General features: G+C 73.7%; 24 protein-coding genes. 15 read left to right on the top strand and 9 right to left on the bottom strand.

Annotated features, from left to right (window positions below; translation table 11 throughout):
• On the bottom strand, positions 1-675 hold the full coding sequence (locus ACW14Y_RS05715) for a hypothetical protein (RefSeq protein ID WP_456986092.1): 675 nt from the start codon (positions 673-675) through the stop codon (positions 1-3).
• A 174-nt stretch (positions 676-849) separates the two neighbouring features.
• On the opposite strand from ACW14Y_RS05715, the gene ACW14Y_RS05710 reads away from it, so the two are divergent.
• The 3 genes from ACW14Y_RS05710 to ACW14Y_RS05700 all read left to right on the top strand — a co-directional run bounded on the left by ACW14Y_RS05710 (position 850) and on the right by ACW14Y_RS05700 (position 5,319).
• Positions 850-1,764 (top strand): DUF2797 domain-containing protein, encoded by a 915-nt coding sequence (locus ACW14Y_RS05710; protein ID WP_380312144.1) that lies wholly within the window; start codon positions 850-852, stop codon positions 1,762-1,764.
• Between the two features lie 667 nt (positions 1,765-2,431).
• Positions 2,432-3,877, top strand: coding sequence for a hypothetical protein (locus ACW14Y_RS05705; protein WP_456986091.1), 1,446 nt, complete (start codon positions 2,432-2,434; stop codon positions 3,875-3,877).
• A 149-nt stretch (positions 3,878-4,026) separates the two neighbouring features.
• Positions 4,027-5,319: a transglycosylase family protein gene (locus ACW14Y_RS05700; RefSeq protein ID WP_380312148.1), complete on the top strand. Its 1,293-nt coding sequence runs from the start codon at positions 4,027-4,029 to the stop codon at positions 5,317-5,319.
• Between the two features lie 102 nt (positions 5,320-5,421).
• Here ACW14Y_RS05700 and ACW14Y_RS05695 read toward each other — a convergent pair whose 3' ends face one another.
• The 4 genes from ACW14Y_RS05695 to ACW14Y_RS05680 form a co-directional block, all read right to left on the bottom strand.
• Entirely contained in the window at positions 5,422-5,727 is a 306-nt protein-coding gene (locus ACW14Y_RS05695; RefSeq protein ID WP_380393746.1) for a hypothetical protein, read from the bottom strand.
• A 375-nt stretch (positions 5,728-6,102) separates the two neighbouring features.
• Entirely contained in the window at positions 6,103-6,849 is a 747-nt protein-coding gene (locus tag ACW14Y_RS05690; RefSeq protein ID WP_380306885.1) for a succinate dehydrogenase/fumarate reductase iron-sulfur subunit, read from the bottom strand.
• Positions 6,846-8,846 (bottom strand): fumarate reductase/succinate dehydrogenase flavoprotein subunit, encoded by a 2,001-nt coding sequence (locus ACW14Y_RS05685; RefSeq protein ID WP_456986090.1) that lies wholly within the window; start codon positions 8,844-8,846, stop codon positions 6,846-6,848. Before ACW14Y_RS05685 ends, ACW14Y_RS05690 begins: the two co-directional genes overlap by 4 nt.
• A complete protein-coding gene (locus tag ACW14Y_RS05680; RefSeq protein ID WP_360015184.1) occupies positions 8,843-9,547 on the bottom strand; it encodes a succinate dehydrogenase cytochrome b subunit in 705 nt (234 codons plus the stop codon). The genes ACW14Y_RS05685 and ACW14Y_RS05680 overlap by 4 nt, the downstream gene beginning before the upstream one ends.
• Positions 9,548-9,630: 83 nt before the next feature.
• Between ACW14Y_RS05680 and ACW14Y_RS05675 the strand changes: the two genes are divergently transcribed.
• From ACW14Y_RS05675 to ACW14Y_RS05665, 3 genes are all read left to right on the top strand, one after another.
• Entirely contained in the window at positions 9,631-10,554 is a 924-nt protein-coding gene (locus ACW14Y_RS05675; RefSeq protein ID WP_380306887.1) for a LysR family transcriptional regulator, read from the top strand.
• A 212-nt stretch (positions 10,555-10,766) separates the two neighbouring features.
• On the top strand, positions 10,767-12,842 hold the full coding sequence (locus tag ACW14Y_RS05670) for a protein kinase domain-containing protein (protein WP_456986089.1): 2,076 nt from the start codon (positions 10,767-10,769) through the stop codon (positions 12,840-12,842).
• Positions 12,843-12,898: 56 nt separating this feature from the next.
• Complete coding sequence (locus tag ACW14Y_RS05665; RefSeq protein ID WP_456986088.1) at positions 12,899-13,963, top strand: hypothetical protein; 1,065 nt, start codon at positions 12,899-12,901, stop codon at positions 13,961-13,963.
• Between the two features lie 58 nt (positions 13,964-14,021).
• On the opposite strand, the gene ACW14Y_RS05660 is transcribed toward ACW14Y_RS05665, so the two are convergent.
• The gene (locus tag ACW14Y_RS05660; protein ID WP_266277479.1) at positions 14,022-14,513 is read right to left on the bottom strand and encodes a glutathione peroxidase; all 492 of its coding nucleotides are present in this window, start codon (positions 14,511-14,513) and stop codon (positions 14,022-14,024) included.
• A gap of 281 nt (positions 14,514-14,794) precedes the next feature.
• On the opposite strand from ACW14Y_RS05660, the gene ACW14Y_RS05655 reads away from it, so the two are divergent.
• Positions 14,795-15,514: a hypothetical protein gene (locus ACW14Y_RS05655; RefSeq protein ID WP_456986087.1), complete on the top strand. Its 720-nt coding sequence runs from the start codon at positions 14,795-14,797 to the stop codon at positions 15,512-15,514.
• Here the strand turns inward: ACW14Y_RS05655 and ACW14Y_RS05650 are convergent.
• Together ACW14Y_RS05650 and gcl are read right to left on the bottom strand one after the other, a co-directional pair.
• Entirely contained in the window at positions 15,477-15,992 is a 516-nt protein-coding gene (locus ACW14Y_RS05650; protein WP_456986086.1) for a pyridoxamine 5'-phosphate oxidase family protein, read from the bottom strand. The genes ACW14Y_RS05655 and ACW14Y_RS05650 overlap by 38 nt on opposite strands.
• A gap of 133 nt (positions 15,993-16,125) precedes the next feature.
• Positions 16,126-17,907, bottom strand: coding sequence for a glyoxylate carboligase (gene gcl, locus ACW14Y_RS05645; protein WP_380438864.1), 1,782 nt, complete (start codon positions 17,905-17,907; stop codon positions 16,126-16,128).
• Positions 17,908-18,621: 714 nt separating this feature from the next.
• Here gcl and ACW14Y_RS05640 point away from each other — a divergent pair.
• The 5 genes from ACW14Y_RS05640 (at position 18,622) to ACW14Y_RS05620 (ending at position 22,265) form a co-directional block, all read left to right on the top strand.
• Positions 18,622-18,750: a hypothetical protein gene (locus ACW14Y_RS05640; protein WP_380438866.1), complete on the top strand. Its 129-nt coding sequence runs from the start codon at positions 18,622-18,624 to the stop codon at positions 18,748-18,750.
• Between the two features lie 77 nt (positions 18,751-18,827).
• Entirely contained in the window at positions 18,828-20,324 is a 1,497-nt protein-coding gene (locus tag ACW14Y_RS05635; RefSeq protein WP_380387000.1) for a SulP family inorganic anion transporter, read from the top strand.
• 94 nt (positions 20,325-20,418) lie between these two features.
• Positions 20,419-20,715: an MTH1187 family thiamine-binding protein gene (locus tag ACW14Y_RS05630; protein ID WP_380306903.1), complete on the top strand. Its 297-nt coding sequence runs from the start codon at positions 20,419-20,421 to the stop codon at positions 20,713-20,715.
• A gap of 91 nt (positions 20,716-20,806) precedes the next feature.
• Positions 20,807-21,397, top strand: a complete 591-nt coding sequence (locus tag ACW14Y_RS05625) for a TetR/AcrR family transcriptional regulator (RefSeq protein WP_380306905.1) — start codon at positions 20,807-20,809, stop codon at positions 21,395-21,397.
• A gap of 97 nt (positions 21,398-21,494) precedes the next feature.
• Positions 21,495-22,265, top strand: coding sequence for an SDR family NAD(P)-dependent oxidoreductase (locus tag ACW14Y_RS05620; RefSeq protein WP_456986085.1), 771 nt, complete (start codon positions 21,495-21,497; stop codon positions 22,263-22,265).
• Positions 22,266-22,335: 70 nt separating this feature from the next.
• Here ACW14Y_RS05620 and ACW14Y_RS05615 read toward each other — a convergent pair whose 3' ends face one another.
• Positions 22,336-22,617, bottom strand: a complete 282-nt coding sequence (locus tag ACW14Y_RS05615) for a helix-turn-helix domain-containing protein (protein ID WP_402724924.1) — start codon at positions 22,615-22,617, stop codon at positions 22,336-22,338.
• A 95-nt stretch (positions 22,618-22,712) separates the two neighbouring features.
• On the opposite strand from ACW14Y_RS05615, the gene map reads away from it, so the two are divergent.
• The 3 genes from map to ACW14Y_RS05600 all read left to right on the top strand — a co-directional run bounded on the left by map (position 22,713) and on the right by ACW14Y_RS05600 (position 24,444).
• Positions 22,713-23,480: a type I methionyl aminopeptidase gene (map, locus tag ACW14Y_RS05610; RefSeq protein ID WP_456986084.1), complete on the top strand. Its 768-nt coding sequence runs from the start codon at positions 22,713-22,715 to the stop codon at positions 23,478-23,480.
• Between the two features lie 92 nt (positions 23,481-23,572).
• Positions 23,573-23,809, top strand: a complete 237-nt coding sequence (locus ACW14Y_RS05605; protein WP_456986083.1) for a hypothetical protein — start codon at positions 23,573-23,575, stop codon at positions 23,807-23,809.
• Positions 23,810-23,889: 80 nt separating this feature from the next.
• Complete coding sequence (locus tag ACW14Y_RS05600; protein ID WP_456986082.1) at positions 23,890-24,444, top strand: hypothetical protein; 555 nt, start codon at positions 23,890-23,892, stop codon at positions 24,442-24,444.
• The last annotated feature ends 34 nt before the right edge of the window (positions 24,445-24,478 follow it).

The raw sequence follows: 24,478 nt of genomic DNA, 5'->3' as shown, positions 1-24,478 counted from the left end.
TCAGGCCGAGGTCGGCGCGTCCGCGTACCAGCGCCAGTCCTCGCGGCGCGGCCGGCCGGGGAGGGCGCGGCGGCCGGTCGCCCACAGCAGGGTCGGCCAGGGGCCGGCCGGGTCGGGCCGGACGTCCGGGAACAGCCGGGCCAGGGTGCGGGCGCAGACCTCGGCCGGCGGGTCCCAGGGCAGGCCGAGGCCCTCGGCCACGTCGTGCAGGTGGACCAGGGTCTCCACCAGGCTCATCGCGACGAACCCGGCCGGGTCGGCCAGCCCCCAGGGGTGGAAGGCCCGGACCTCCGGCCCCCTGGTGCGGGCGATCGAGACCATCAGCCCGCCGCTCGCCGCCAGCACCTCCACCAGCGCCTCCGGTCCGCCCTCCCGTTCGACGAAGACGAAGCTGTTCGGGCCGCCGGGGTGCGCCCGCCGGGCCACGATCGGCACGTAGCGGTGCTGCGGCGGGTGCTCGGGGCCGAGCTGGGCGGCGTAGGCGAGCAGGTCGTCCGCCAGGTGCTCGACGGTGCTCCAGCAGTCCCAGGCGATGCCGCCGGCCGGCCGGGACCAGTCGGTGCCGGCGGGGGCGGCACGCAGGGTGTCGACGGCGAGCCGGACGACGGCGGCCAGGTCGTCCGGGGTCACGGGGCCGGGCGGGACGGGGGCGGGCCCGGTGTCGGTGGTGGTCATGCGGTGACGCTACCGCCCCGGGCCGGGCCCGGGAGCGGGGTCGGCCCGCGGACCCGGCGGACCCTGTCGGTGCCACCCGGTAGCCTCGACAGTTCGGGCGGCACGGGCGAGGCCGGGGGCCGGAGCCCGGAGCCCGGAGGTAAGAGGTCAGAGGGCAAGGGTGAGCGGGCAAGGGTGAGCGGGACGGACGGGTGGGTCTCCACCGGACTGGCGTGGCGGGACGGCCGGGCGGTGCTGAGCGCCGTCCACGGCCGTCGCACGCACGAGCGCGAGGTGGTGCCCGGCACCGGGGTCGGCTGGCGGCTGGGCGGACCGCGCCGCTGCATCGGCGCCCTGCTGGTCGGCCGGGCCGAGCGCACACCGTGCCCGCACCGCGCCGCGATCGCCCCGGACGGCGGCGCGGTGCAGTGCCCGCCCTGCCAGAGCGTGGACCGGGGCCTGGCGCTGGCCCGGGACCGGATCCTCGACGACGGCCGCACCTACCGGCTCTATCTCGCCTGGTTCGGCGAGGGACTGCTGAAGGTCGGCCTGACCGCCGAGCAGCGCGGCACCAGCCGACTGCTCGAACAGGGCGCGCTCGCCTGGACCTTCGCCGCCCGGGGCGCCCTGCCCGCCGTCCGCCGGGCCGAACTCACCCTCTCCGCGGCCGGGTTGGCCCGGGAGCGGTTCAAGGTCCGGGCCAAGGTGGAGCACTGGTGGGAGCACGGGGACGCCGCCCACCGCCGGACCGTGCTGACCGACGCCCGTGCCCGCGCGCACGACCTGCTGCCCGGCCACGACGTGGAGCTGCTGCCCGACCACCCGGTGGTCGACCAGGTCGGGCTGTTCGGCCTGACCGGGGGCGCCCCCGCCGTCTACGACGCGGTCGAGGGCCTGGCGGACGGCGCGGTGGTGGCCGGACGGCTGCGCGCGCCGATCGGCCGGCACCTGCTGCTCGACCGGCCCGGCGGCGAGCCGCCGCTGCTCCTGGACACCCGGCTGCTGACCGGCTGGACGCTCACCCCGGCGCCCGGCCGGCCGCCGTCCGGGCTGTCGCTGGTCCCCAGGGTCCGGCCGGAGCCCCCGGACACCCAGGAAGCGCTGTTCTGACGGGGCGGCGGAGCCCGCTCGGCCCCGTCCCGCCGCGGCCCCTCCGCGCGCACCCGTGAACGTCGTGCCGGTGGCGGCCGACGTGCTCCGGAGGGGGCCGGTGACCGGAACGGTCCAAGGACGTTTCCGGTCGCCCGGAAGCCCTTCCGTGCGGGCCGACCAGCGACGAAGCTAGTGATCGCCGCCAGGGAGAACAGCCCGGAGCGGCACCGGGAGAAGCGCCACCGCGGGACGCGTCCACCGGTTCACTGCACCACGTCGAACCAGCCGAACCAGTCGAACAGGAGAGGGCACCCTCATGCTCCGCACCGTCGTCACCGAGGCCACCGCGGTCGCCGTACCCGCCGCACCCGCCGCACCCGGCACCGCCACCGGCACCGTCCGGAGCTGACGCCCGCTCCACCCCGCTCCACCCCGCTGCCGCCCGCCCCGGGCCCGGCCGGCTGTTCCTGCAGGGCAGCCGTCCCACCGGGCCCGTGAGGCGGTCCGATCCAGCACCCTCCCGGCACCTCCGTGCCGGAGCGCCAGGCGCGCCGACTGCTCCCGGAGAGCAGTTCGCCGGTCCGAGCACCGAGCCGCCGCGCCCTCCTTCCTCCGTCGACGTGCCCCTGAACCCGCCAGTCGCGGGCGGCCGCCGACCCCCTGACACCTCTCTGGAGACTTCACCATGTCCGTCACCCGTTCCAAGCTTGCCAACATCGCCCTGACCGGCACCCTCGTCCTCGGCGCGGCGCTCTCCACCGTCTCGCTGACGGCGCCGGCCCAGGCGGTCGGAACCTCCGCGGTCAACGGCCCGATCACCCGCTCGGAGATCATCGCCCGGGCCCAGAACTGGGTCGACCAGGCGGTGCCGTACAGCCAGAGCCTGTGGCACTCCGACAGCAACGGCTCCTACCGGCAGGACTGCTCGGGCTTCGTCTCGATGGCCTGGCACCTCGGCTCCAGCCGGGTCACCTCCACCCTCGACGACGTGTCGACCCGGCTCAACAGCCTGGACGACCTGCAGCCCGGCGACATGATCGACAACATCACCACCCACGTCGTGCTGTTCACGGGCTGGACCGACGGCAGCCACACCACCGCGAACATCATGGAGGAGCCGCGGTCCGGTCTGACCGCCCGCAAGACCACCTACTCCCGCAGCTACCTCGTCAACAACGGCTTCCTGCCCTACCGTTACGACAAGACCGTGGACAACACCCCGCTGCCGCCGAAGCCGGCCCCGGTGGGCTGGGGCGCCCAGGTGATCGTGAACGGCGGCGGTGACGTCTTCCACTCGACCCGCAACAGCCAGGGCTCGTGGACCGGCTTCGGCAACGTCGAGGCCGCGGCCGGGAACATCGGCGGTGTCCAGGCCATCGCGGACGCCGGCATCAACGGCGACACCCACATCCTCGCGGTCGGCGGCAACGGCGCCATCTACCACACCATCCGTCACAACACCGGTTCGTGGGACAACTTCACCGACATCGGCCCGCAGACCAACCAGCTGGGCAGCGTGACCAAGCTCTCGGCGGTCTCCATCGGCGGTGACCTGCACGTCGTCGCGGTGGCCAACGGCCGTCTCTTCCACACCGCCCGCCTCGCCAACGGCACCTGGCTGCAGTTCGGCGACATCAGCCCGGCCTCCGGCACCGTGACCAGCGCGGCCGCCGCCAGCGTCAACGGCCAGCTCCAGGTCGTCTCGGTGGCGGGCGGTGTCGTCCAGCACACCGTCCGCGCCGTCTCCGGCAGCTGGCAGCCCTGGGCCAGCGCGTACGACGCCGCCGGCAACGTCGGCACCGCCCAGGACGTTGCGATCGCCGGCACCGGTGGTGACGCGCAGATCGTCGTGGTGACGACCAGCGGCGAGCAGTACCACGGCGCCCGCTACGCCAACGGCACGTGGCAGAACTTCAACCCGCTCGCCCCCGTGATCGGCTCCTTCACGGCGAACCGGGTCAGCGCCGCGAACGTCGACGGCGAGCTCCAGGTCGTCTTCATCACCAACGACGACCGGATCATGCACACCATCCGCGACGGCTCCGGCAGCTGGGACGGCGCCGCGCCGATCCAGCTCAACGGTGTGGTCGGCAACCACTGGGACGTCTCGATCGGCGGCACCTACAACTGATCGACGGCGCGAGCCCTTCCGGCCGGCCCACCCGCGGTCCCCGCGCGGTGGGCCGGCCCGCTCCGCCCGCCCCCTGCTCCGGCGCCCGCCGCCGCCACCGCTCCGCCCCCTGCTCCGGCTCCCGCCCCGCCGCCCTGGAAGAGGCTCCGATGTCCCGCTCGACCCGCCGTTCCCTCGCCGCCGCCGTCACCTTCACCGCACTCGCCGCCCTGGGCCTGCCGGCCGTCGCGGCCGGCTCCGCCCACGCCGCCTCGGTGGCCACCTGGGACCGGGTCGCGCAGTGCGAGAGCACCGGCGACTGGAGCTACTACCGGGCCGGATGGCCCTACTACGGCGGCCTGCAGATCAGCAAGAGCACCTGGGAGGCGTTCGGCGGGACGCAGTACGCGCCGCTCCCGCACCAGGCCACCAAGCAGCAGCAGATCCTGACGGCCGAGCGGATCCTGGCCGGCCAGGGCACCGGGGCGTGGGCGGCCAAGTGCAACCCCGGTCTGGGCACCGACCACGCCGATCCCTACCCCGCGCCGACCGCTCCGGTGAGCTCGCCCGGCGACCTCTTCCACGCGACCCGTCTGGTGGACGGGAACTGGACGTCCTTCAAGCCGCTCAACGGGTTCGGCACCGCCCCGTTCTTCAACGCCTCGCAGGAGTCGATCGCGGCCACCCCGGACGGGTCGACGCAGACCCTGGCCACCGGGTCCGACGGCAACCTCTACCACACCGCCCGCTACTCGAACGGGTCGTGGACGGCCTGGGCGCCCCTGGACGGCTACGCCGGATCCCCGCGCTTCGCCGCGAGGGCGCAGGCGATCGCGGGCATGTCCAGTGGCGACACCCAGATCGTGGCGGTCGGCGCGGACGGCAAGATATACCACAACGCCCGTTTCGTCTCGGGCAGTTGGCAGGGATGGGCGCCGGTCGGCAGCTGGGGTGCCCAGCGGATCGCGGCGGCCGGCCTGCCGGACGGCAGCCTCCAGGTGCTGATCGTCGGCAACGACGGCAACCTGTACCACAGCATTCGCGCGGTGGACGGCACCTGGCAGGGCTGGAACGCGGTGGCCGGCTTCGGCGCGGACACCTTCCAGGCCAAGGACATCGCCGTCGCCGGCATGCCGAACGGTGACACCCAGCTGCTGGTGGTGGGCAGCGACGGGAAGATCTACCACAACGCGCGCTTCGCCGCCGGTACTTGGCAGGGCTGGAACGCGGTGGCCGGCTACGGCGGCGCGGCGGGCTTCCAGGCCGGGAGCCTCGCGATCACCGGGATGTCCAACGGTGACGCGCAGATGCTCGCCGTGGGCAACGACGGTCAGGTCTACCACAACGCGCGTTACTCGTCCGGCAACTGGCAGGGCTGGTGGAACACGGCCTTCAGCGGGCGGAAGGTGTCCATCGCGGGGATGCCCGACGGCGGCGCCCAGATGGTCGTCGTCCGGAGCTGAGACCCGGACTGCCGATTCCCCGAGCCGGGCCCGGAGTCGAGACCCGGGCCCGGCTCGGGCTCCGGCTCCGGTCCCCGGTGCGGATCCCCGGCGGCGGACCGGTTACGCGAGCTTGCCGCGCACGCCGCCCGGCCCCGAGCGCGCCCGTCGCGAGAGCGGCGGGCGCGACGGCCGTACGTCGCCGCGCCCGGACGGGGGCGCCTCGGCCCCGGTCGCCAGCGCCCGCGCGGCCTTGGCCGTCGCCAGGGCGACCCGCGCCAGCAGCGGGTCCTCCCGGACCCCCGCCGCCCGCTTCGCCGTCTGGCAGTGGGTGCACCAGACCGGCGAGGCCGGCCCGTCGGGGTACACCATCGCCTCCGGCGGCAGGTAGTGGCTACCGCACTCGACGCATTCGAAGACCAGCCTCATCCGACGATCACCGTCCCGGATCCGTGGCACCGACCGCATGGCGACCAGAAGGTGTGGATCTTCGGCACCATGCTCCCTTCCTCGTCCAGTTCGACCGTGGCTTCGGTCTTCTGGGTCCCCCCGGACCCGCCGCACCCGGAGCAGGCCTGAACCTCGGGCATATGCATTCCTCCTCGGCGCGGGGACCACCGTAGCGCGAAATCCGAGGAGCCAGTAACGATCCTGACGAACAGTCGAAGAAGCGGGGCGCGCACGAGCACCACGCGCGCCCCGCTTCGGCTTTGGGGGTCCGCCCTGCCCCGGGCGTCAGTGCTCGCCGCGCAGCGGACTCAGTGCCCGCCGCGCAGCGGACTCAGTGCCCGCCGCGCAGTGGACTCAGCGTCCGCCGCGCAGCGAACCGCGCAGGTACTCCCGGTTCATCGCGGCGATGCTCGGCAGCGGGATGCCCTTGGGGCAGGCCGTCGCGCACTCGCCGGTGTTGGTGCAGCCGCCGAAGCCCTCGGCGTCCATCGCCTCCACCATGTTCATCACCCGGGAGGCGCGTTCGGGCCCGCCCTGCGGCAGCACGTTCAGGTGGACCACCTTGGCGGAGGTGAACAGCATCGCCGAACCGTTGGGGCAGGCCGCCACGCAGGCCCCGCAGCCGATGCACTCGGCGTGCTCGAACGCGGTGTCGGCGGCCTCCTTGGGGACGGGCGTGGCGTGGGCGTCGGGCGCGCTGCCGGTCGGGGCGGTGATGTACCCGCCGGCGCCGATGATCCGGTCGAAGGCCGACCGGTCCACCACCAGGTCCTTGACCACCGGGAACGCCGCCGCCCGCCACGGTTCGACGTCGATGGTGTCGCCGTCCTCGAAGTGCCGCATGTGCAACTGGCAGGTGGTGGTGCGCTCGGGGCCGTGCGCCCGGCCGTTGATGACCATGCCGCAGGCGCCGCAGATCCCCTCGCGGCAGTCGTGGTCGAAGGCGACCGGCGCGTCGCCGCGCAGGATCAGCTCCTCGTTGAGGGTGTCCAGCATCTCCAGGAAGGACATGTCGGGGCTGATCCCGCCGACCTGGTAGGTGGTCATCGAGCCGGGCGTGTCGGGGCCCGCCTGGCGCCAGATCCTGAGGGTGAGGTTCACGCGTAGCTCCGCTGGGTGGGGTGGACGTACTCGAAGTCGAGGTGCTCGCGGTGCAGGACGGGCGCCCGGCCGGTGCCGGTGAACTCCCAGGCGGCGGCGTAGGAGAACTCCTCGTCCCGCCGGGCCGCCTCGCCCTCCGGGGTCTGGCTCTCGGTGCGGAAGTGGCCGCCGCAGGACTCGGCGCGGTGCAGCGCGTCCAGGCACATCAGCTCGGCCAGTTCGAAGTAGTCGACCAGCCGGTTGGCCTTCTCCAGCGCCTGGTTGAGCTCCTGCCCGGTGCCGGGCACCTTGATCCGGCGCCAGAACTCCTCCCGCAGGGCCGGGATCCGCTCCAGCGCGTGGCGCAGCCCGGCCTCGTCGCGGGCCATCCCGCACTTGTCCCAGAGCAGTTCGCCGAGCTCGCGGTGGAAGGAGTCGGGCGTGCGGTCGCCGTCCACCGCGAGGATGAGGTTCAGCCGGTCCGCGACCTCGGCCTCGACCGAGGCGATCTCCTCGTGGTCGGCCGGGACGGCGGGCAGCGCCTCCCGGGCCAGGTAGTCGTTGAGCACCGGCGGCAGCACGAAGTAGCCGTCCGCGAGGCCCTGCATCAGCGCGCTCGCGCCGAGCCGGTTGGCGCCGTGGTCGGAGAAGTTGGCCTCGCCGATCGCGAACAGGCCCGGCACGGTGGTCTGCAGGTCGTAGTCGACCCAGAGCCCGCCCATCGTGTAGTGGATCGCCGGGTAGATCCGCATCGGCACCCGGTACGGGTCCTCGGCGGTGATCCGCTCGTACATCTCGAACAGGTTGCCGTACTTGGCCTCCACCGCGTCCCGGCCCAGCCGGCGGACGGCGTCGGCGAAGTCCAGGTAGACGCCCTGCCCGCCGGGTCCGACGCCGCGGCCCTCGTCGCAGACGTTCTTGGCGGCCCGGGAGGCGATGTCGCGCGGCACCAGGTTGCCGAAGGCCGGGTAGATCCGCTCCAGGTAGTAGTCGCGCTCCTGCTCCGGGATGTCGGCCGGCGGCCGGGTGTCGCCCTGGGCCTTCGGCACCCAGATCCGCCCGTCGTTGCGCAGCGACTCGCTCATCAGCGTCAGCTTGGACTGGTGGTCGCCGGAGCGCGGGATGCAGGTCGGGTGGATCTGGGTGAAGCACGGGTTGGCGAAGTACGCGCCGCGCCGGTGCGCCCGCCAGATCGCGGTGGCGTTGGAGTTCTTGGCGTTGGTGGAGAGGTAGAAGACGTTGCCGTAGCCGCCGGAGGCGAGCACCACGGCGTCGGCGGTGTAACTGGAGACCTCGCCGGTGACCAGGTCGCGGGCGACGATCCCGCGCGCCCGGCCGTCGATCACCAGCAGGTCGAGCATCTCGGTGCGGGCGTGCAGCTCCACGTTGCCGGCCGCGATCTGTCGGGACAGCGCCTGGTAGGCGCCGAGCAGCAGCTGCTGGCCGGTCTGGCCGCGGGCGTAGAAGGTCCGGGAGACCTGGACGCCGCCGAACGAGCGGGTGTCCAGCAGGCCGCCGTACTCGCGGGCGAACGGCACGCCCTGGGCCACGCACTGGTCGATGATCTCCACCGACACCTGGGCCAGGCGGTGCACATTGGACTCGCGGGCGCGGAAGTCGCCGCCCTTGACGGTGTCGTAGAACAGCCGGCGGACGGAGTCGCCGTCGTTGCGGTAGTTCTTGGCGGCGTTGATGCCGCCCTGGGCGGCGATCGAGTGGGCCCGCCGGGGCGAGTCCTGGAAGCAGAACTGGACCACGTGGTAGCCCTGTTCGGCGAGGGTGGCACCGGCCGCGCCGCCCGCCAGGCCGGTGCCGACCACGATCACGGTGTGCTTGCGCCGGTTCGCCGGGTTGACCAGCTTGGCCTCGAACCGCCGCTGGTCCCAGCGCTGTTCGATCGGTCCTCCGGGGGAGCGGGTGTCGGCGATCGGCTCGCCGACGCCGTAGTCCGGGTACCCGGTGTGCCCCGGGGCGGCGTTCTGCTGCGGGGAGGTGTTCTGCTCCGGGGACGCGTTCACTTCACCACTCCGGTCATCACGGCGACGGGGACGGACAGGAAGCCCGCGGTCAGCAGCAGCGCCAGCCCGTTGGCGGTCAGCTTCAGCACCCGGTCCCGGCGGGCGTTGTTGGCACCGAGGGTCTGCGCGGCGCTCCAGAACCCGTGCCGGACGTGCAGGCCGACGGCGAGCATCGCCACGATGTAGATCACGCAGGAGTACCAGTTCCCGAAGGAGGCCACGATGTTCTGGTACGGCCTGCCGTGCTCCGCGGCGGGGTTCACGGTCAGCGTGGTCAGGTCGAGGATGTGCCAGACGATGAACAGCGCCAGGATCACCCCGCCCCAGCGCATCGTCCGGGTCGCGTAGCTCGCCCGCCGCCGCTGGTGGGCGTACTTGCTCGGCCGGGCGGCGAGGTCCCGCCGGCTCAGCTGGAACGCGGCCACGCCGTGCAGCACGACGGCGGCCAGCAGGCCGACCCGGGCGATCCAGAGGAACCACTCGTGCCCCAGGAACGGCTGGCCGATCGTACGCAGCCAGGCCGCGTAGCCGTTGATGTCGTCCGGCCCGAAGAAGACCTTGAGGTTGCCCAGCATGTGCGCGACCAGGTACAGCAGCATCGCCAGTCCGCTGACGGCCATGACCGCCTTCTTGCCGACGGTCGACCGCCAGAGGGTCGCCAGGGTGGACGGATGCCTGGCCGTCCGGGACGCGGTTGTCATGGCATCAACGGTAGGGAGGCGGGCACGGTGCGTCCAAGACATGACGCGGCTCGTGACGATAGTCCCTGCCTATGCTGGGAGCTGTGCAACTCCAGCAGCTCCGATATTTCCTCGCCGTCGCCGAGACCCGCCACTTCACCCGCGCGGCCGAGGCGGAACACGTCGCGCAGCCGTCACTCTCGCAACAGATCCGTGCCCTGGAGCGGGAGTTGGGCGCCGAGCTGTTCCACCGGACCCGGGGCAACATCGCCCTCACCGACGCCGGGGACGCCCTGCTGCCGCTCGCCCGGCGCATCCTCGCCGACACCGAGAGCGCCCGGCTCGCGGTGCAGGAGACGGTCCAGCTGCGCCGCGGCCGGGTGCGGCTGGGGGCGCCGCCGAGCCTGTGCACCAGCCTGGTGCCGGACGTCCTGCGGGTGTTCCGCGACCGCTACCCGGGGGTGGCGCTGGTGGTGCGGGAGGGCGGCTCGCGGGACCTCGTACGCTCGCTGGCGGCGGGCGAGCTGGACCTCGCGCTGATCATCACCCCGCCCAGCGGCGAGGCCGTTCCGGCACTGGCCGTCACCGAGCTGCTGCACGAGGAACTGGTCCTGGTGAGCGCCGAGCCGGGGACCCGCCGCACGGTACGGGTGGCGGAGCTCGGCAAGCGGCCGCTGGTCATGTTCCGGGAGGGCTACGACCTGCGCGAGGCGACCCTCGCGGCCTGCCGGGCGGCGGGCTTCGAGCCGGAGTTCGCGGTGGAGGGCGGGGAGATGGACGCGGTGCTGGGCTTCGTCCGGGCCGGGCTCGGGCCCGCGGTGCTGCCCGGGATGGTGGCCGACCGCTCGGGTCTCGCCGTCGCCCACTTCGCCGGTCCCGGCCTCGGCCGCACCATCGCCGTCGCCCACGGCCACGAGGTGCCGCCGACCCGGGCGGCGGAGGCGCTGCGGGCGACCCTGCTGGCGCACCTGCGCGACGCGGCCCGCACCGGCGGCCTGCCCCCGGGCACCAGGCTGCTGCTCGGCTGAACGCGCCCCTGAGCACGCCCCCGCACGCCCCCGCGCGCGGGATTCGTACCGGGAACGATTGGCTCGGTGTGCGAAGCACCCGAATCGTGATCCACGGGCCCCGCCGGCCCGGAACCCGCTGTTCACCGGCCGCGTCCCAGGCAGCGTCGGCGTTGCCGTAAGGTGCGTCGCCGCAGAGCCGAGCGGGCCGTGAACGGGGAGAGCACGAAGCGATGGACGACCGGAAGCAGCAGGAGCACAGACCGGCCGGGGGCCGCACCGCCCCCGCCGCGGGGAGCACCCCGGAGCCCGCGGACGCGCTGCCCTGGGAGCTCCCCGAGTACGTCCACGAGCGCGAGCTCGGCGCCGGTGCCAGCGGCCGGGTGGTGCTCGCCCGGCACCGGGCGACCGGCACCCCCGTGGCGGTCAAGTACCTGCACAGCACGGCCGGCACCGCCGCGCTCCGGGCCGAGGCCGAGGTCCTGGCCGGACTCGACTCCCCGCACGTCACCCGGCTCTACGAGTACGTCGAGGGCGAGCGCGGCGCGGCCATCGTGATGGAGCTGGTGGACGGCATCGCCCTGCGCGAGCTGCTCCGCGCGGAGGGGGCCACCACCCCCGAAGCGGCCCTGGTGGTGCTGAAGGGCTCGCTGCTCGGCCTGGCCGCCGCGCACGGCGCCGGGGTGGTGCACCGGGACTACAAGCCCGCCAACGTGCTGGTGGACACCGCCGGGACGTCCAAGCTGGTGGACTTCGGGATCGCGGTGCCGAGCGGCGACGAGCGCGACGTCTCCGGCACCCCCGCCTACATGCCGCCCGAGCAGTGGGCCGGCCGGCCCGCCTCCCCGGCGGGCGACGTCTACGCCGCGACCGTGACCTTCTTCGAGTGCCTCACCGGTGCCCGCCCCTACGGCGGCACGACCTTCGCCGAACTCGCCGTCCAGCACACCGAGGCCCCGATCCCGGCCGAACTGACGCCGGACCCGGTCCGCCCGCTGATCCTCTCCGGCCTCGCCAAGGACCCCGGCGCCCGTCCGGTCAGCGCGACCGCGCTGCTGGCGGAGCTGGAGGCGGTCGCGGCGGCCGGGTACGGACCGGGGTGGGAGGAGAAGGGGCGGCTCGACCTGACGGCCCTGGTCGCCCTCCTCGCGCTGCTGCTTCCCGGCGCGGGCGCCGCGGCGGGCGGCACCTCGCTGGCGCACACCGCCCTGGGCGGCGACGGGTCCGCGGCCCTGGACTCCTCGACCGGGGGGTCCTCGGCGGTGCAGTCCGCGGCCTCGCAGTCTGCGGCCCCGCAGTCCTCGGCCGGGGCGGGGGCTGCGCAGGCCGCCGTCGTCCGGGAGACGCTGATCCGCCGGGCGGCGCGCACCGGGACCCGCGGCAAGGCCCTCACCGGAATCGCCGCCGGCGCGCTGACCCTCGCCACCCTGGCCGGGATGGCCGTCGCCGGAGCCGTGGACGGCGACTCCCGCACCGTCGTCGGGGGAGTCGCCCCGGAGGCCACCACCAGCCTCGGCCCGTTCGACCCGGCGGGTGCCGCGTCGCCCGTCACCCCGCCCGCCGCGGCCGAGGGCCAGGACACCCCGGCCCCCGGACCGTCCGACCCCTCGGCGACGCTCTCGCCGGACGCCTCCTCCTCCGGCGCCCCGACCTCGGGCCCGCCGTCCCCCGGCGCGCCCTCCACCGGCCCGGGCGGCCGCAGCACCGGCCCCACCGCCGCACCGACCGGCCGGACCTCCCCGGGGACAGGGCCCGGCTCCGGGACCCCCGGCACCGTCCGGCCGCCGCTGCCGCCGGGTTCCGCCGCGCCGGCCTCCGGCGCGGCCGCGCCCGGGAGCGTCCCGCCGCCCTCCGCCCCGCCCGCGACGGTCCCGGCGACCGGCCCCGTCGGCGCCCCGCCCTCGGCGACGCCCGCCGGTCCTACCAGCACGACGCCGTCCCCGACGCTCACGGTCCTGCCGACCCGGACGGTCGCCCCGACCATCGCGGTGACCTCGGTGAACCTGGACGCGCTGGCCTGCGCCGGGCGCTGGAGCACCACCGCGACGGTCACCGTTGTCGCCCAGGGCGCGGCCACCGGCTCGCTGACGCTGACCTGGTTCCACACCCTGGGCGAACGCACCGTGGACGTCGCGACCGACACGGTGGCGGTCCACGACGGCCGCGCCACGGTGAGCCGGACGCACGACTTCACCTCGGCGGACACCTTCCCGACCTGGGGCGTGCGGATCGGCACCGCCCCGGCGGCGGCGAGGCCGGGGAAGACCTCGGACACGGTGTCGGCCTTCCTCTGCGACCCGCCGCGCTGACCCGCCCCGGCCGCCCCCCGGCACGTCCCATCCCTATCCCGCTCACTGGAGGAGCCATGCCCACGCCCCGACCCGACTCCGACCCGGCCCCGGCCCCGGCCCCGGCGCCGGTCGCGGCCGCGGACGGTGACGCCGACCGGACCGTCGGCCTCGACCCGGCCGGGGAGGGCGGTACGGAGACCGTCCGGCTCGGGGCAGGGCCGGCCGCCCAAGGGCCGCTTGTCGAAGGGCCGGACGCCGAGGCCACCCTGCGGATCGACCCGGACGAGGCGGTCAGCGCGACCTTCCTCGACCCCGGGGTCTGGGGCGGCGCCGGGGAGACGGTGGAGGCGCTCACACTGCTGGACACCCCGGCGCACGGCACCGCCGCCCCGGCCGGGGCCGACCCCGCCCTCACGGTCACCGCTCCGACGGCGGTCCCGCCGTCGGTCGCGGTCGCCCCGGGCCCGCCGCCGGCCGACCTCGCCCCGACCGTGCCCGACACCGCGCTCACCGTGACCGCTCCCGCCTCGGCCTCGACCTCGGTCTCCGCCTCCGTCCCGACCGGCGCCACGCCCCCGCCCGGCCCCCCGCCGGCACCGGCCGCTTCCTCCGCGCCCGCCGTCGCCGGCAGCGAGGACGAACGTCCGCTCGCCCCCGATGAGTTGCGCCGCTTCGGCCCCGGCGTCCCGCCGTTGGCCGCCGCCGTCTGGCACGGCGCGGCCGTACCGGGCGCCGAGCCGCCGCGCCGTCGCCGGGCCCGGCGGTGGCTGCTCCCGCTGGTGCTGCTGCTGGCCGTCCTCGCGCTGCTGTTCTGGCGTTTCTCCACACCCGCCCTCGCGGTCACCGGAGTCCGGGTGAGCACCGACCCGGCGGGCCCCGGCTGCGACGCGGTGGCGGTGATCAAGGCCGAGGTGGAGACCAACGGCGGCGCCGGCACCCTGCGCTACCGCTGGCTGCGCAGCGACGGCACCACCTCGGGCGAGATCGGCCAGGACCTCGGCTCCGGCACCCACCGCACCGAACTGGTGCTGCGCTGGAGCTTCGAGGGCCGGGGCTCGCTCGCGGCCACCGCGACCCTGGAGATCCTCGCGCCCGGCTCCCGTACCGCCGCGGTCTCGTTCCCCTACCACTGCGCCTGACCGGAACGCCGGAGGGCCCGGGGCGGATGCCCCGGGCCCTCCGTGCGGATGCCGCGTCTCAGGCGGTCGGCAGCACGGCCTCGATCGCGGCGACGACCTCGTCCGACTCCGGCTCGGTGCGCGGCCGGATCCGGGCGACCACGGTGCCGTCCGGCGACACCAGGAACTTCTCGAAGTTCCAGGAGACGTCCCCGGCCTGGCCCTCGGCGTCGGCGGTCTCGGTCAGCCGCGCGTACAGCGGGTGCCGGTCGTCGCCGTTCACATCGGTCTTCTCGAACAGCGGGAAGGTCACGCCGTAGGTGGTCGAGCAGAAGGTCTGGATCTCGTCGGCGCTGCCCGGCTCCTGCCCCGCGAACTGGTTCGACGGGAAGCCCAGCACGGTGAAGCCGCGCCCGGCGTAGCGCTCCTGGAGCCGCTCCAGGCCCGCGTACTGCGGGGTCAGGCCGCACTTGGAGGCGACGTTGACGATCAGCAGCGCCTTGCCCTTGTAGTCGCCCAGCGAGGCGGCCTCGCCGGTCAGCGTGCGCAGCGGGATGTCGTACAGGCTCACAGTTGGTCCCCTTCGGAGGCGATCGGTCGGTGTCGGGCGGGCCCGTCGGGAACGGTAGCCGGTCCCGCCTGCTCAACCACCATCGGCGGGCAGGTGTTCCGGGATCGGCGACAGGTTCTGACCGGGCGGACAGGATGTGTCGTGGTCGGTCTGTCGGTGGATCCGAACTTCCGGACGAAAGCTGTGGCATGCGCCGGACAGAAGGTCGGAAATATCCGATGATCATGTGGTTTGATGTCCGCTGTTGATCTTCAGATGAAGATCGGAACGGGGGCACCACGGTGGACGGATTCAACGGATTCAACGGATTCGAGCGGTTCAAGCGGTTCAAGCGGTACGGGCGGAACCTCGTGCTCGTGGGGACGGTCTCGGCGCTCGCGCTGGGCGCGGCCGCGTGCGGTTCCGACGAGGGCGGCGTCGGGTCGGCGTTCCAGGCCAAGGTGGTGCTGTCGGAGCCGGATCAGGTGCGCGACGCGCTGCCGAGCGAGACCTCGCTCCCCTCCGGCTGGAAGCGCTCCTCCGGGGCGAAGCCGCCGCAGGCCGTCACGCAGGCCGACGCGCTGGCCACCTGCCGCAAGAAGCTGAAGACCGACTGCCTCGGTCTCCAACTGGGGGGCAACGTCCGGTACAAGTCGGAGTCCAGCACCGCCAACGACATCCGGCTCACCCTGCTGACCTTCGACAAGGCGGAGAACGCCGGTCCGGTGTTCGAGGCGCTGGCGGCCTCCTTCGCGGCGGACGAGGGCGCCGCGCGCAAGGTCGACGTGAAGACCGCCGCCGAGCAGTCGCAGGCCTTCGAGAAGGAGATCGAGCAGGACGGCGACTCCGGCGGGCCCGCGACCAAGGTCCTCGCCGGGACCATGGTGATGCGGATCGGCGCCGTCGTCTCCCTGATCGAGCTGGACGAGGACGAGCGCGACCACGGGACGCTGAAGCGGTTCGCCGATGTCCAGGCGGAGCGGGTCAAGCGGGTCCAGCGGGGTCAGAAGGCGGAGGGCTGACCTGCTCCGCTGTCGTCGGCGGGGCGTTCCTGAGCTGCTCGGCGATCGCGGCGAAGTCCGCGCTCAGCCACCGTTCCGGCCGCATCCGCACGGTGACGTCCGCCGTCAGCTGCTCGGCCGTGGCGACCAGGTAGGCGGCGGCCGTGGCGGGCGGCAGGTAGCGGTGGGCCAGGGCGGCGCGTTCGCCCGGGTCCACCGCGTCCTCGACGGCGACCACCGGCCCGGAGACGGTGACGTACCGGCAGGGTGGCTCCTCCTGCTGGGCGCAGAGGGTGAACCGGCCGGCGGCCCTGATCCGGCCCACCTTGACGGACTCCCGACCGGTCAGCAGGGTGACCAGGCCGCCGGGGCGGTAGGAATACCAGACCGGGACGGCCAGTGGGGCCTCCTCGGGACCGGCTCCGGCGACGGACAGGACGCCGACGTGCACGCCGGCCAGGAAGCGCTCGCACGCGGCGCGGGTCATCGAGAAGGACACGGTGGGGACTCCCCGGGGCAGCCGGTCCGCGCGCGGATTCGCGCCCGGGCGTTGCCCGGTACGTACCCGCACGAACCCGGGGTCGAACGCCGGACGGCTGCCCGGTGTTCGACCCCTCCGGGCCGTGGGAGGGTCAGACCGACAGCGGGCGGATCGCCGTCGGGGCGTGCTCGGGGAGGGTGGCGACCTCCTCCCACTCCATCACCTTGTCGATGTCGGCGGCGCCCATCGAGATGTTGGTGACCCGCTCCAGGATCGCCTCGACCACGACCGGCACCCGGAACTCGGCGGCCAGCTTCTTGGCCTCCTCGAAGGCGGGCAGCAGACCCTCCGGCTCGGTGACGCGGATCGCCTTGCAGCCCAGGCCCTCGGCGACCCGGACGTGGTCCACGCCGTAGACGCCCAGCTCCGGCGCGTTGATGTTCTCGAACTCCAGCTTGACCTGGAAGTCGATGTCGAAGTTCCGCTGCGCCTGCCGGATCAGCCCCAGGTAGGAGTTGTTGACCAGCACGTGGACGTACGGGATCCGGTGCTGCGCCCCGACCGCCAGCTCCTCGACCATGAACTGGAAGTCGTAGTCGCCGGAGAGCGCCACGACCTGGCCCTCGGGGTCGGCGGTCGCGACGCCGAGCGCGGCCGGGATGGTCCAGCCGAGCGGTCCGGCCTGGCCGCAGTTGATCCAGTGCCGCGGCTTGTAGACGTGCAGCAGCTGCGCGCCGGCGATCTGGGAGAGGCCGATGGTGGTGACGTAGCGGGTCTCCGGGCCGAACGCCCTGTTCATCTCCTCGTAGACGCGCTGCGGCTTGAGCGGCACGTCGTCGAAGTGGGTGCGGCGCTGGAGCTGCGCCCGGCGCTCCTGGGTGGACGCGGCCCACTCGGCGCGGTCCACGAGGGTGCCGGCGGCCTTCAGCTCCCGGGCGACCTCGACGAAGAGCTCCAGCGCGGCGCGGGCGTCGGAGGCGATGCCGAGCGCGGGGGCGAAGATCTTGCCGATCTGGGTGGGCTCGATGTCGACGTGGACGAAGGTCCGGCCCTCGGTGTAGACGTCCAGGCCGCCGGTGTGGCGGTTGGCCCAGCGGTTGCCGATGCCGAGCACGAAGTCGGAGGCGAGGAAGTTCTCGTTGCCGTACCGGTGCGAGGTCTGCAGGCCGACCATGCCGGCGTTCAGCGGGTGGTCGTCCGGGACGATGCCCCAGCCCATCAGGGTCGGCACCACCGGGACGCCGGTCAGCTCGGCGAACTCCAGCAGCAGTCCGGCGGCGTCGGCGTTGATCACGCCGCCGCCGGCCACGATCAGCGGCCGCTCGGACCGCTGGAGCAGGGCGATCGCCTTCTCGATCTGGATCCGGTTGGCGGTGGGCTTGTAGACCGGGAGCGGCTGGTAGGCCTCCGGGTCGAAGTCGATCTCGGTGAGCTGGACGTCGATCGGCAGGTCGATCAGCACCGGGCCGGGGCGGCCCGAGCGCATCAGGTGGAAGGCCTGCTGGAACACGCCGGGGACCTGCGCGGCCTCCAGCACGGTGGTGGCGGCCTTGGTGACCGGCTTGGCGATCGAGGCGATGTCGACGGCCTGGAAGTCCTCCTTGTGGAGGCGGGCGACCGGGGCCTGGCCGGTGATGCACAGGATCGGGATCGAGTCGGCGATGGCCGAGTAGAGCCCGGTGATCATGTCGGTGCCGGCCGGTCCGGAGGTGCCGATGCAGACGCCGATGTTGCCCGCGGCGGCGCGGGTGTAGCCCTCGGCCATGTGCGAGGCGCCCTCGACGTGGCGGGCCAGCGTGTGCCGGATGCCGCCGGAGGCCTTGAGGGCGGCGTAGAAGGGGTTGATGGCCGCGCCCGGCACGCCGAAGGCGACGTCGACGCCTTCGAGCTTGAGGATCTCCACGGCCGCGCGGGCGGCTGTCATTCGGGGCATCGGGTCTCTCCTGCGTCGGCCCGCAGTGGGTCGGAGGGCTCATCTCCAGAATTCCACCATACGGAAGAACGGTTTCTGTATGTGGAATAAAAGTAGGACGGGGGTCGTCCGGGCGTCAAGGGGGCTTTCAACAGAATGTGGAACGTGCGGGCGGGGGAGTCCGCCGGTCAGCTGCTCGACCGGCGAACGCGCGTACCCGCCGCGGGCCCGGATCGCGGCCCGGATGCGTCGGTGGCGTGCTGGTGACGTGGAGGGACGGTGTGCGTGGTTGGCCGATCGCGGGGCGCTGGGTACCGTCGGTCCCACGCCGGGCCCGTCATGGTTGCCATGTTCAACAACGGGGCGCGGCAAGGGGGTCACGGGGTTCCGGGGCGGAGCGGGGGAGTTCCGGTCGCCGATCCCGTCGAGGGGTCCGTCCTGGATCCCGTTCAGCGCAACTCGCCGCGCCGGCCGTCCCGGTCCGCGCGTCCTGGCCGCCACCGGCGGTACCGCCCCCGTCGGCCGTACCGCCCCGCCGGCGGGTCCGCCACGGGTGGCAGTACCGCCGCCACCGGTGGCCCTGCCGTCGCCACAGCACCGCGCCACCGCCGTACCGTCGCGCCACCGCACCGCCGCGCCATCGCCGCCACCAGCAGCACACCGCAGCAACGCGCCCGCAGCCGATGCGTCGCCCGCGACGCGCCGCCCCGCCGGGTGCGCGGAAGGAAGCTCCCCATGCCTCGACGATGTGCCCTGCCCACCTGTCCCGCCGCCGTCCCTGCCGCCGTCCCCGCTGCCCTCGCCCTTCCTGCCGTCCTCGTTCTCCCGGTCGTCCTCGCCGCCTCCCGGGCGGTGGGCCGGTGAACGGTCTGCCCCGCCGGGGGAAGAACCCGCCCGCGGCTCCGCGCTCCCGTCCCGGTTCCCGTCCCCGGCGCGGCCCGGTGGCCGTGCTGCGCGCCGTGCCCTGGCGGTACGACCTCCCCGCCTCCCTGGTCGTCTTCCTGGTCGCTCTCCCGCTCTGCGTCGGCGTCGCCGTCGCCTCGGGGGTGCCCGCCGAACTCGGCCTGGTCACCGGCATCGTCGGCGGTCTGCTGGTCGGCGCGCTGCCCGGCAGCAGCCTCCAGGTCAGCGGCCCGGCCGCCGGTCTCACCGTCCTCGTCCACGAAGCCGTCCAGGAGTACGGCGCGGGCGCCCTCGGCGTCCTGGTGCTGCTCACCGGCCTGCTCCAACTCGCCATGGGTGCGATGCGGTTGGGCCGCTGGTTCCGCGCCATGTCGGCCTCCGTGGTGCACGGCATGCTGGCCGGCATCGGCCTCACCCTGCTGTTCGGCCAGCTCTACGCGCTCGCCGACCGCCGGGCCCCCGGGACCGGTCCGGAGAAGATCGCCGGCCTGCCCGCGCTGCTGCGCGACGCCGTCACCGGCGCCGCCGACCGGGGCGCCCTGGCGCTCGGGGCCGCCACCCTGCTGGTGCTGGTCGCCTGGAAGTACCTGCCGCCCCGGCTCGGCCGGGCGGTGCCGGGCCCGCTGGCCGCGGTCGGCCTGGCCGCCGCCGTCACCGCCGTGTTCGACCTGCCGGTGGCCCGGGTCGAGGTGGCGGGGCTGCTCGACGTCCTCCAACTGCCCGACCACGCCGCGCTCGGCGCCCTGGCCACCACGGCCGGCGCCGGCACCGTGCTCGCCTTCACCCTGATCGCCTCCGCCGAGACGCTGTTCAGCGCGGCCGCCGTCGACCGGATGCACCACGGCCCGCGCACCGACTACGACCGCGAACTCACCGCCCAGGGCATCGGCAACGCCCTCTGCGGCCTGCTCGGCGCGCTCCCGATGACGGCGGTGATCGTCCGCAGCGCGACCAACGTCCAGGCCGGTGCCCGCAGCAAGGCCTCGCGCGTCCTGCACGGCGGCTGGCTGCTGCTCTTCACGGCGCTGCTGCCGGGTGCGCTCGGCCTGGTCCCGCTGACCGCGCTGGCCGCCGTCCTGGTGCACGCGGGCGCCAAGCTCGTCCCGGTGCGGCGGATCGCGGCGCTCTGCCGCGAACACCGGGGGGAGGCGGTGGTGCTGGCCGTCACCGCCGTCTCGATCATCACCACCGACCTGTTCGAGGGCGTGCTGATCGGCATCGGCCTGGCCGTGGCCAAGTCGGCCTGGCAGACCTCCCACCTGCAGATCGGCGTCGAGGAGCGGCCCGCCGCGCCCGGCACGGAGGAAGCCCCGCTGCGGGTCCGGCTGAGCGGCAACGCCACCTTCCTGCGGCTGCCCCGGCTGCTCGACACCCTCGAACGCCTCCCCGCGGACCGCCCGGTCGAACTCGACTGGTCCGGGCTGCGCCACCTGGACCACGCCTGCACCGTGGCGCTCACCGCCTGGGCCGCCCAGCACCGCGCCCGCAGTACTGCGCCGCTGGCGGTCGAACCGCCGCTGCCGACCGTGGTCTGAGCGGGTGGTTAGGCTGGTCGCCCCGGTGGCCGGGACCCGACCCGGGATGCTACCCGGGCCTCGGTGCCGCGGAGTCGTGGGAGGAGACGGAGTCGTGATCGCTGCCTTTTCGGTCACCCCGCTGGGGGTCGGCGAGGACGTGGGGGAGGCGGTCGCCGCCGCCGTCCGGGTGGTCCGCGCGAGCGGACTGCCGAACCGCACGGACGCGATGTTCACCAGTGTCGAGGGGGAGTGGGACGAGGTGATGCCGGTGATCCGGGCGGCGATCGAGGCGGTGAAGGCCTACAGCAACCGGGTCAGCACCGTCATCAAGATCGACGACCGCGCCGGCGTGACCGACGGGCTGACCAGCAAGGTCGCCACGGTGGAGCGCCACCTCGCCGAGGGCTGAGGCCCGTCGCCGGCCCGCCCCTCCACGGGGCGGGCCGGCCACCCCCTCTCCATTCTTGACCGATCGATCTGGAATCGACTACCTTTCAGTTATGGCACGGACCAAGGAATTCGACCCCGACGCGGTGCTCCAGTCGGCCCTGGAGCTGTTCTGGCGGCGCGGCTACGAGGCCACCTCGATGGCCGAGCTGGTGGAACACCTCGGGATCGCCCGGGCCAGCGTCTACGCCACCTTCGGCAGCAAGCGGGAGCTCTACCTGCGGGCGCTGGAGCGGTACGGGCAGCAACAGCAGCCGGTGCTGCTGGCCGAGCTGTCGCAGCCGGGCCCGGTGCTGCCGGCCGTCCGGGCGCTGGTCCGCCGGTTCGCCGCCGAGTCCGCCGCGGACGGTGAGGGCGGCCCCCACCGGGGCTGTTTCGTCACCAACACGGCGGTCGAACTGGCCCCGCACGACGAAGGTGCCGCCCGCCGGGTGGAGTCCAACCTGCTCCATCTGGAGACGGTGCTCGCCGCGGCCCTGGTCCGCGCCCGGGCGCAGGGCGAGCTGCCCGAGGAGCGCGACCCGCAGGCGCTGGCCCGGATGCTGCTGGTGCTGTTCCAGGGCATGCGGGTGATCGGCAAGGCCGGCGAGGGCTCGGCCCGGCTGCGCGACGCCGCCGACCAGGCCCTCACCCTGCTCGACTGACCGGCCCCCTCCCCGTCCCGTGCCCCTTTTTTGTCCTCATTCTGAACCGAACGGTCAATTTGGACCGGCCTTCCAGGCCTTGATCGAGGAGTACTCCATGTCCCGCAGCACCACCCGCTTCACCGGCAAGTCCGTCCTGGTCACCGGTGGCGGCAGCGGCATCGGCCGAGCCGTGGCCCTCGCCTTCGCCCGGGAGGGCGCCCGCGTCGCCGTCGCCGGCCGCACCGCGAGTGCCCTGGCCGAGACCGTCGCCCTGATCGAGCGGGAGGGCGGTACCGCCGTGGCCCTGGTCGGCTCGGTGTCCGAGTCCGCGGACGCCGCCCGCCTGGTCCGGGAGACCGTGGAGCGCCTGGGCGCCCTGGACATCGCCGTCAACAACGCCGGTGTGCTCGGCGGCATAGCCCCGATCGCCGACGTCGAGGAGGAGGAGTGGCGGCGCGTCATCGACATCAACCTCAACGGCACCTGGTACGCGATGAAGCACCAGATCGCCCACCAGCGCGCCAACGGCGGCGGAGCGATCGTCAACATCGCCTCGAACCTGGGCACCCACGTCCGCCTGCCGAACCTCGGCGCCTACGCCGTCTCCAAGGCCGCCGTGGCCACCCTGACCCGCAGCGCCGCCCGCGACCACATCGCCGACGGCGTGCGGATCAACATGGTCAGCCCGGGCCCGGTCGACACCACCATGTCCTCCCGCCCCGGCGAGAATGCCTCCGACAAGGCGGACCGGATGAAGGGCGACGTCCCGGTCGGCCGGGCCGGGGCCGTCGAGGAGGTCGCGGCCGCCGTGCTGCACCTCGCCTCCGAGGAGTCGGCGTTCACCGTCGGCGCCGACCTCGTCCTCGACGGGGGCATCACCGCCTGACCGGGGCGCCTGACCGGGGGCGCGCAGGTCCGGGGTCGGACCCCCACCCGGCCCCGGACCGCCGGCCGTCTCAGGCCGACAGCGCCTCGGCCCCGTCCTCGTCCGCGCCCGGCAGCACGGCCGCGGCGGCCAGCTCGTCCAGCGACAGCCCCAGCGCGTACGCCAGCGCCGCGACGGTGAAGAACGAGGGTGTCGGCGCCCGTCCGGTCTCGATCTTGCGCAGCGTCTCGGCCGACACCCCGGCCGCCGCCGCCACCTCGACCATGCTGCGCCCGCCCCGGGCCTCGCGCAGCAGTACACCGAAGCGCTCGCCGCGCTCGCGTTCCCCGGGGGTCAGCGGAGTCCTCACCATGCCCCCGATGGTAGGCCACTCGTCCGGCCTGCCCGACCCACTCCACCGTGATACAAATACCGGTATAAGAATTGGAGCTAGGCCCGGAGGGTCCCATGGTGGAGTTCAAGTCGGAGGCGGCGCTGACCGCGATGCGGGAGTCGGGGCGGGTGGTCGGCACCGCGCTGGCGGAGGTCGAGCGGGCCGCCGGGGTCGGGGTGAGCCTGCGGGAACTCGACGAGGTGGCCCGGGAGGTGCTGCGGAAGGCGGGTGCGACCTCCCCGTTCCTCGGCTACCGGCCGTCCTTCGCCCCGGTGCCCTTCCCGGCCGTCATCTGCGCCTCCGTCAACGACGCCGTCGTGCACGGGATCCCCACCGGCTACCGGCTGCGCGACGGGGACCTCGTGAGCATCGACTGCGGCGCCCTCCTGGACGGCTGGGCGGGCGACGCCGCCGTCAGCTTCACCGTCGGCCGGCCCCGCCCCGAGGACCAGCGGCTGATCGACACCGCCCGCCGCGCCCTGGCGGCCGGCATCGCCGCCGCCGTCGTCGGCAACCGCACCGGCGACATCGCCCACGCCATCGGCACCGTCGCCCGCGGCGCGCGCTACGGCCTGCTGGAGGGCTACGGCGGCCACGGCATCGGCCGCCGCATGCACGAGGACCCCCACCTCCCCAACGAGGGCCGCCCCGGCCGGGGCTTCCCCCTGAAGCCGGGCCTGGTCCTCGCCATCGAACCGATGCTCATCGCCGACGGCACCGACACCCACACCACCGACCCCGACGGCTGGACCCTCCGCACCACCGACGGCACCCGCGCCGCCCACGTCGAACACACCGTCGCCATCACCCCCACCGGTCCCCGCATCCTCACCCTCCCTTGATCCGTCCTCCGGGCGGGCGAGTGGTATGAATGTCGATCGACTGATTCTTGGGGAATGCGCCGATCCGCTCGGCAAGGACGGACGAGGTTGGGATGAGTGAGCTTCCGGAGGTCGTCCTCCGGGACCTGATGCAGGCAGAACCGTGGCTCCGGCCGCCCAGGCCCGAAGCCTGGGCGGAAATCGAGAAGTGGGCCGGTGCAGAGCTTCCGGAGGATTCCAAGGAGTTCGTCCGACTCTACGGCGACGGCTCGGTGATGCGGCACCTGAATGTGCCGCATCCGGACGGGATGCCGAGGCGGGGGCAGGTAGCGGCCACGCCACCTGCCTGATTCGGGTCCGCCGCTGTTTCGGGCGCCAGTCATAGGAATCGGGTCAATCGTCGGCGAATTTGATGGGTCGGGAGCTTATTGTGGCGAGTCGTCGCCTGTGGAGTCTTTTCGGCAGCCCGGTCGAGGGTGTGGTCGGGCCACCGTGGGGCAACTCCTCGGCCGAAGTCGGGATCGTTTTTCCGTCCGACTACCGGGAATTTGTGGACCGATATGGCTCTGTTCGGATCAACGGCGAGCTGTCGGTCCGGATTCCGACGCTGCAGTCGCTGGACGGGGGGTCCGCCGTTGGATTTCCTGGCTTTGTGCGCGCGACGACACACGGGATCGCCGCCGAGCTGGCGGCGGACGAGGACATGCCGTATCCGGTCTTTCCGGATCCCGGCGGCCTTCTCGGATGGGGGTCGAACATCAATGCGGACCAGTTCTTCTGGCTGACCGACGGAGATGATCCGGACTCCTGGCCGATCGTCGCCTGGTATCGGAGCCTGAACGAGTGGGACTGCTTCGGCGGCGGGTTCTCCGACTTCGTCGCCGGTGTCGTGGACGGAACATATCGATACGCCGAAGAGGTCGCTCCGGCCAATCCGGAGGCACCTCTCTGGGTCTCCCAGGGGGGTTGGAACGCGGAGTCCTGAACCGGCTCCTTCGACCGACCGATCAGCCTGATCA

The organism is Kitasatospora sp. cg17-2 (assembly GCF_054031055.1).
The sequence above is the reverse complement of the archived record's forward strand: the minus strand, read 5'-3'. Positions and strand labels throughout refer to the sequence as shown.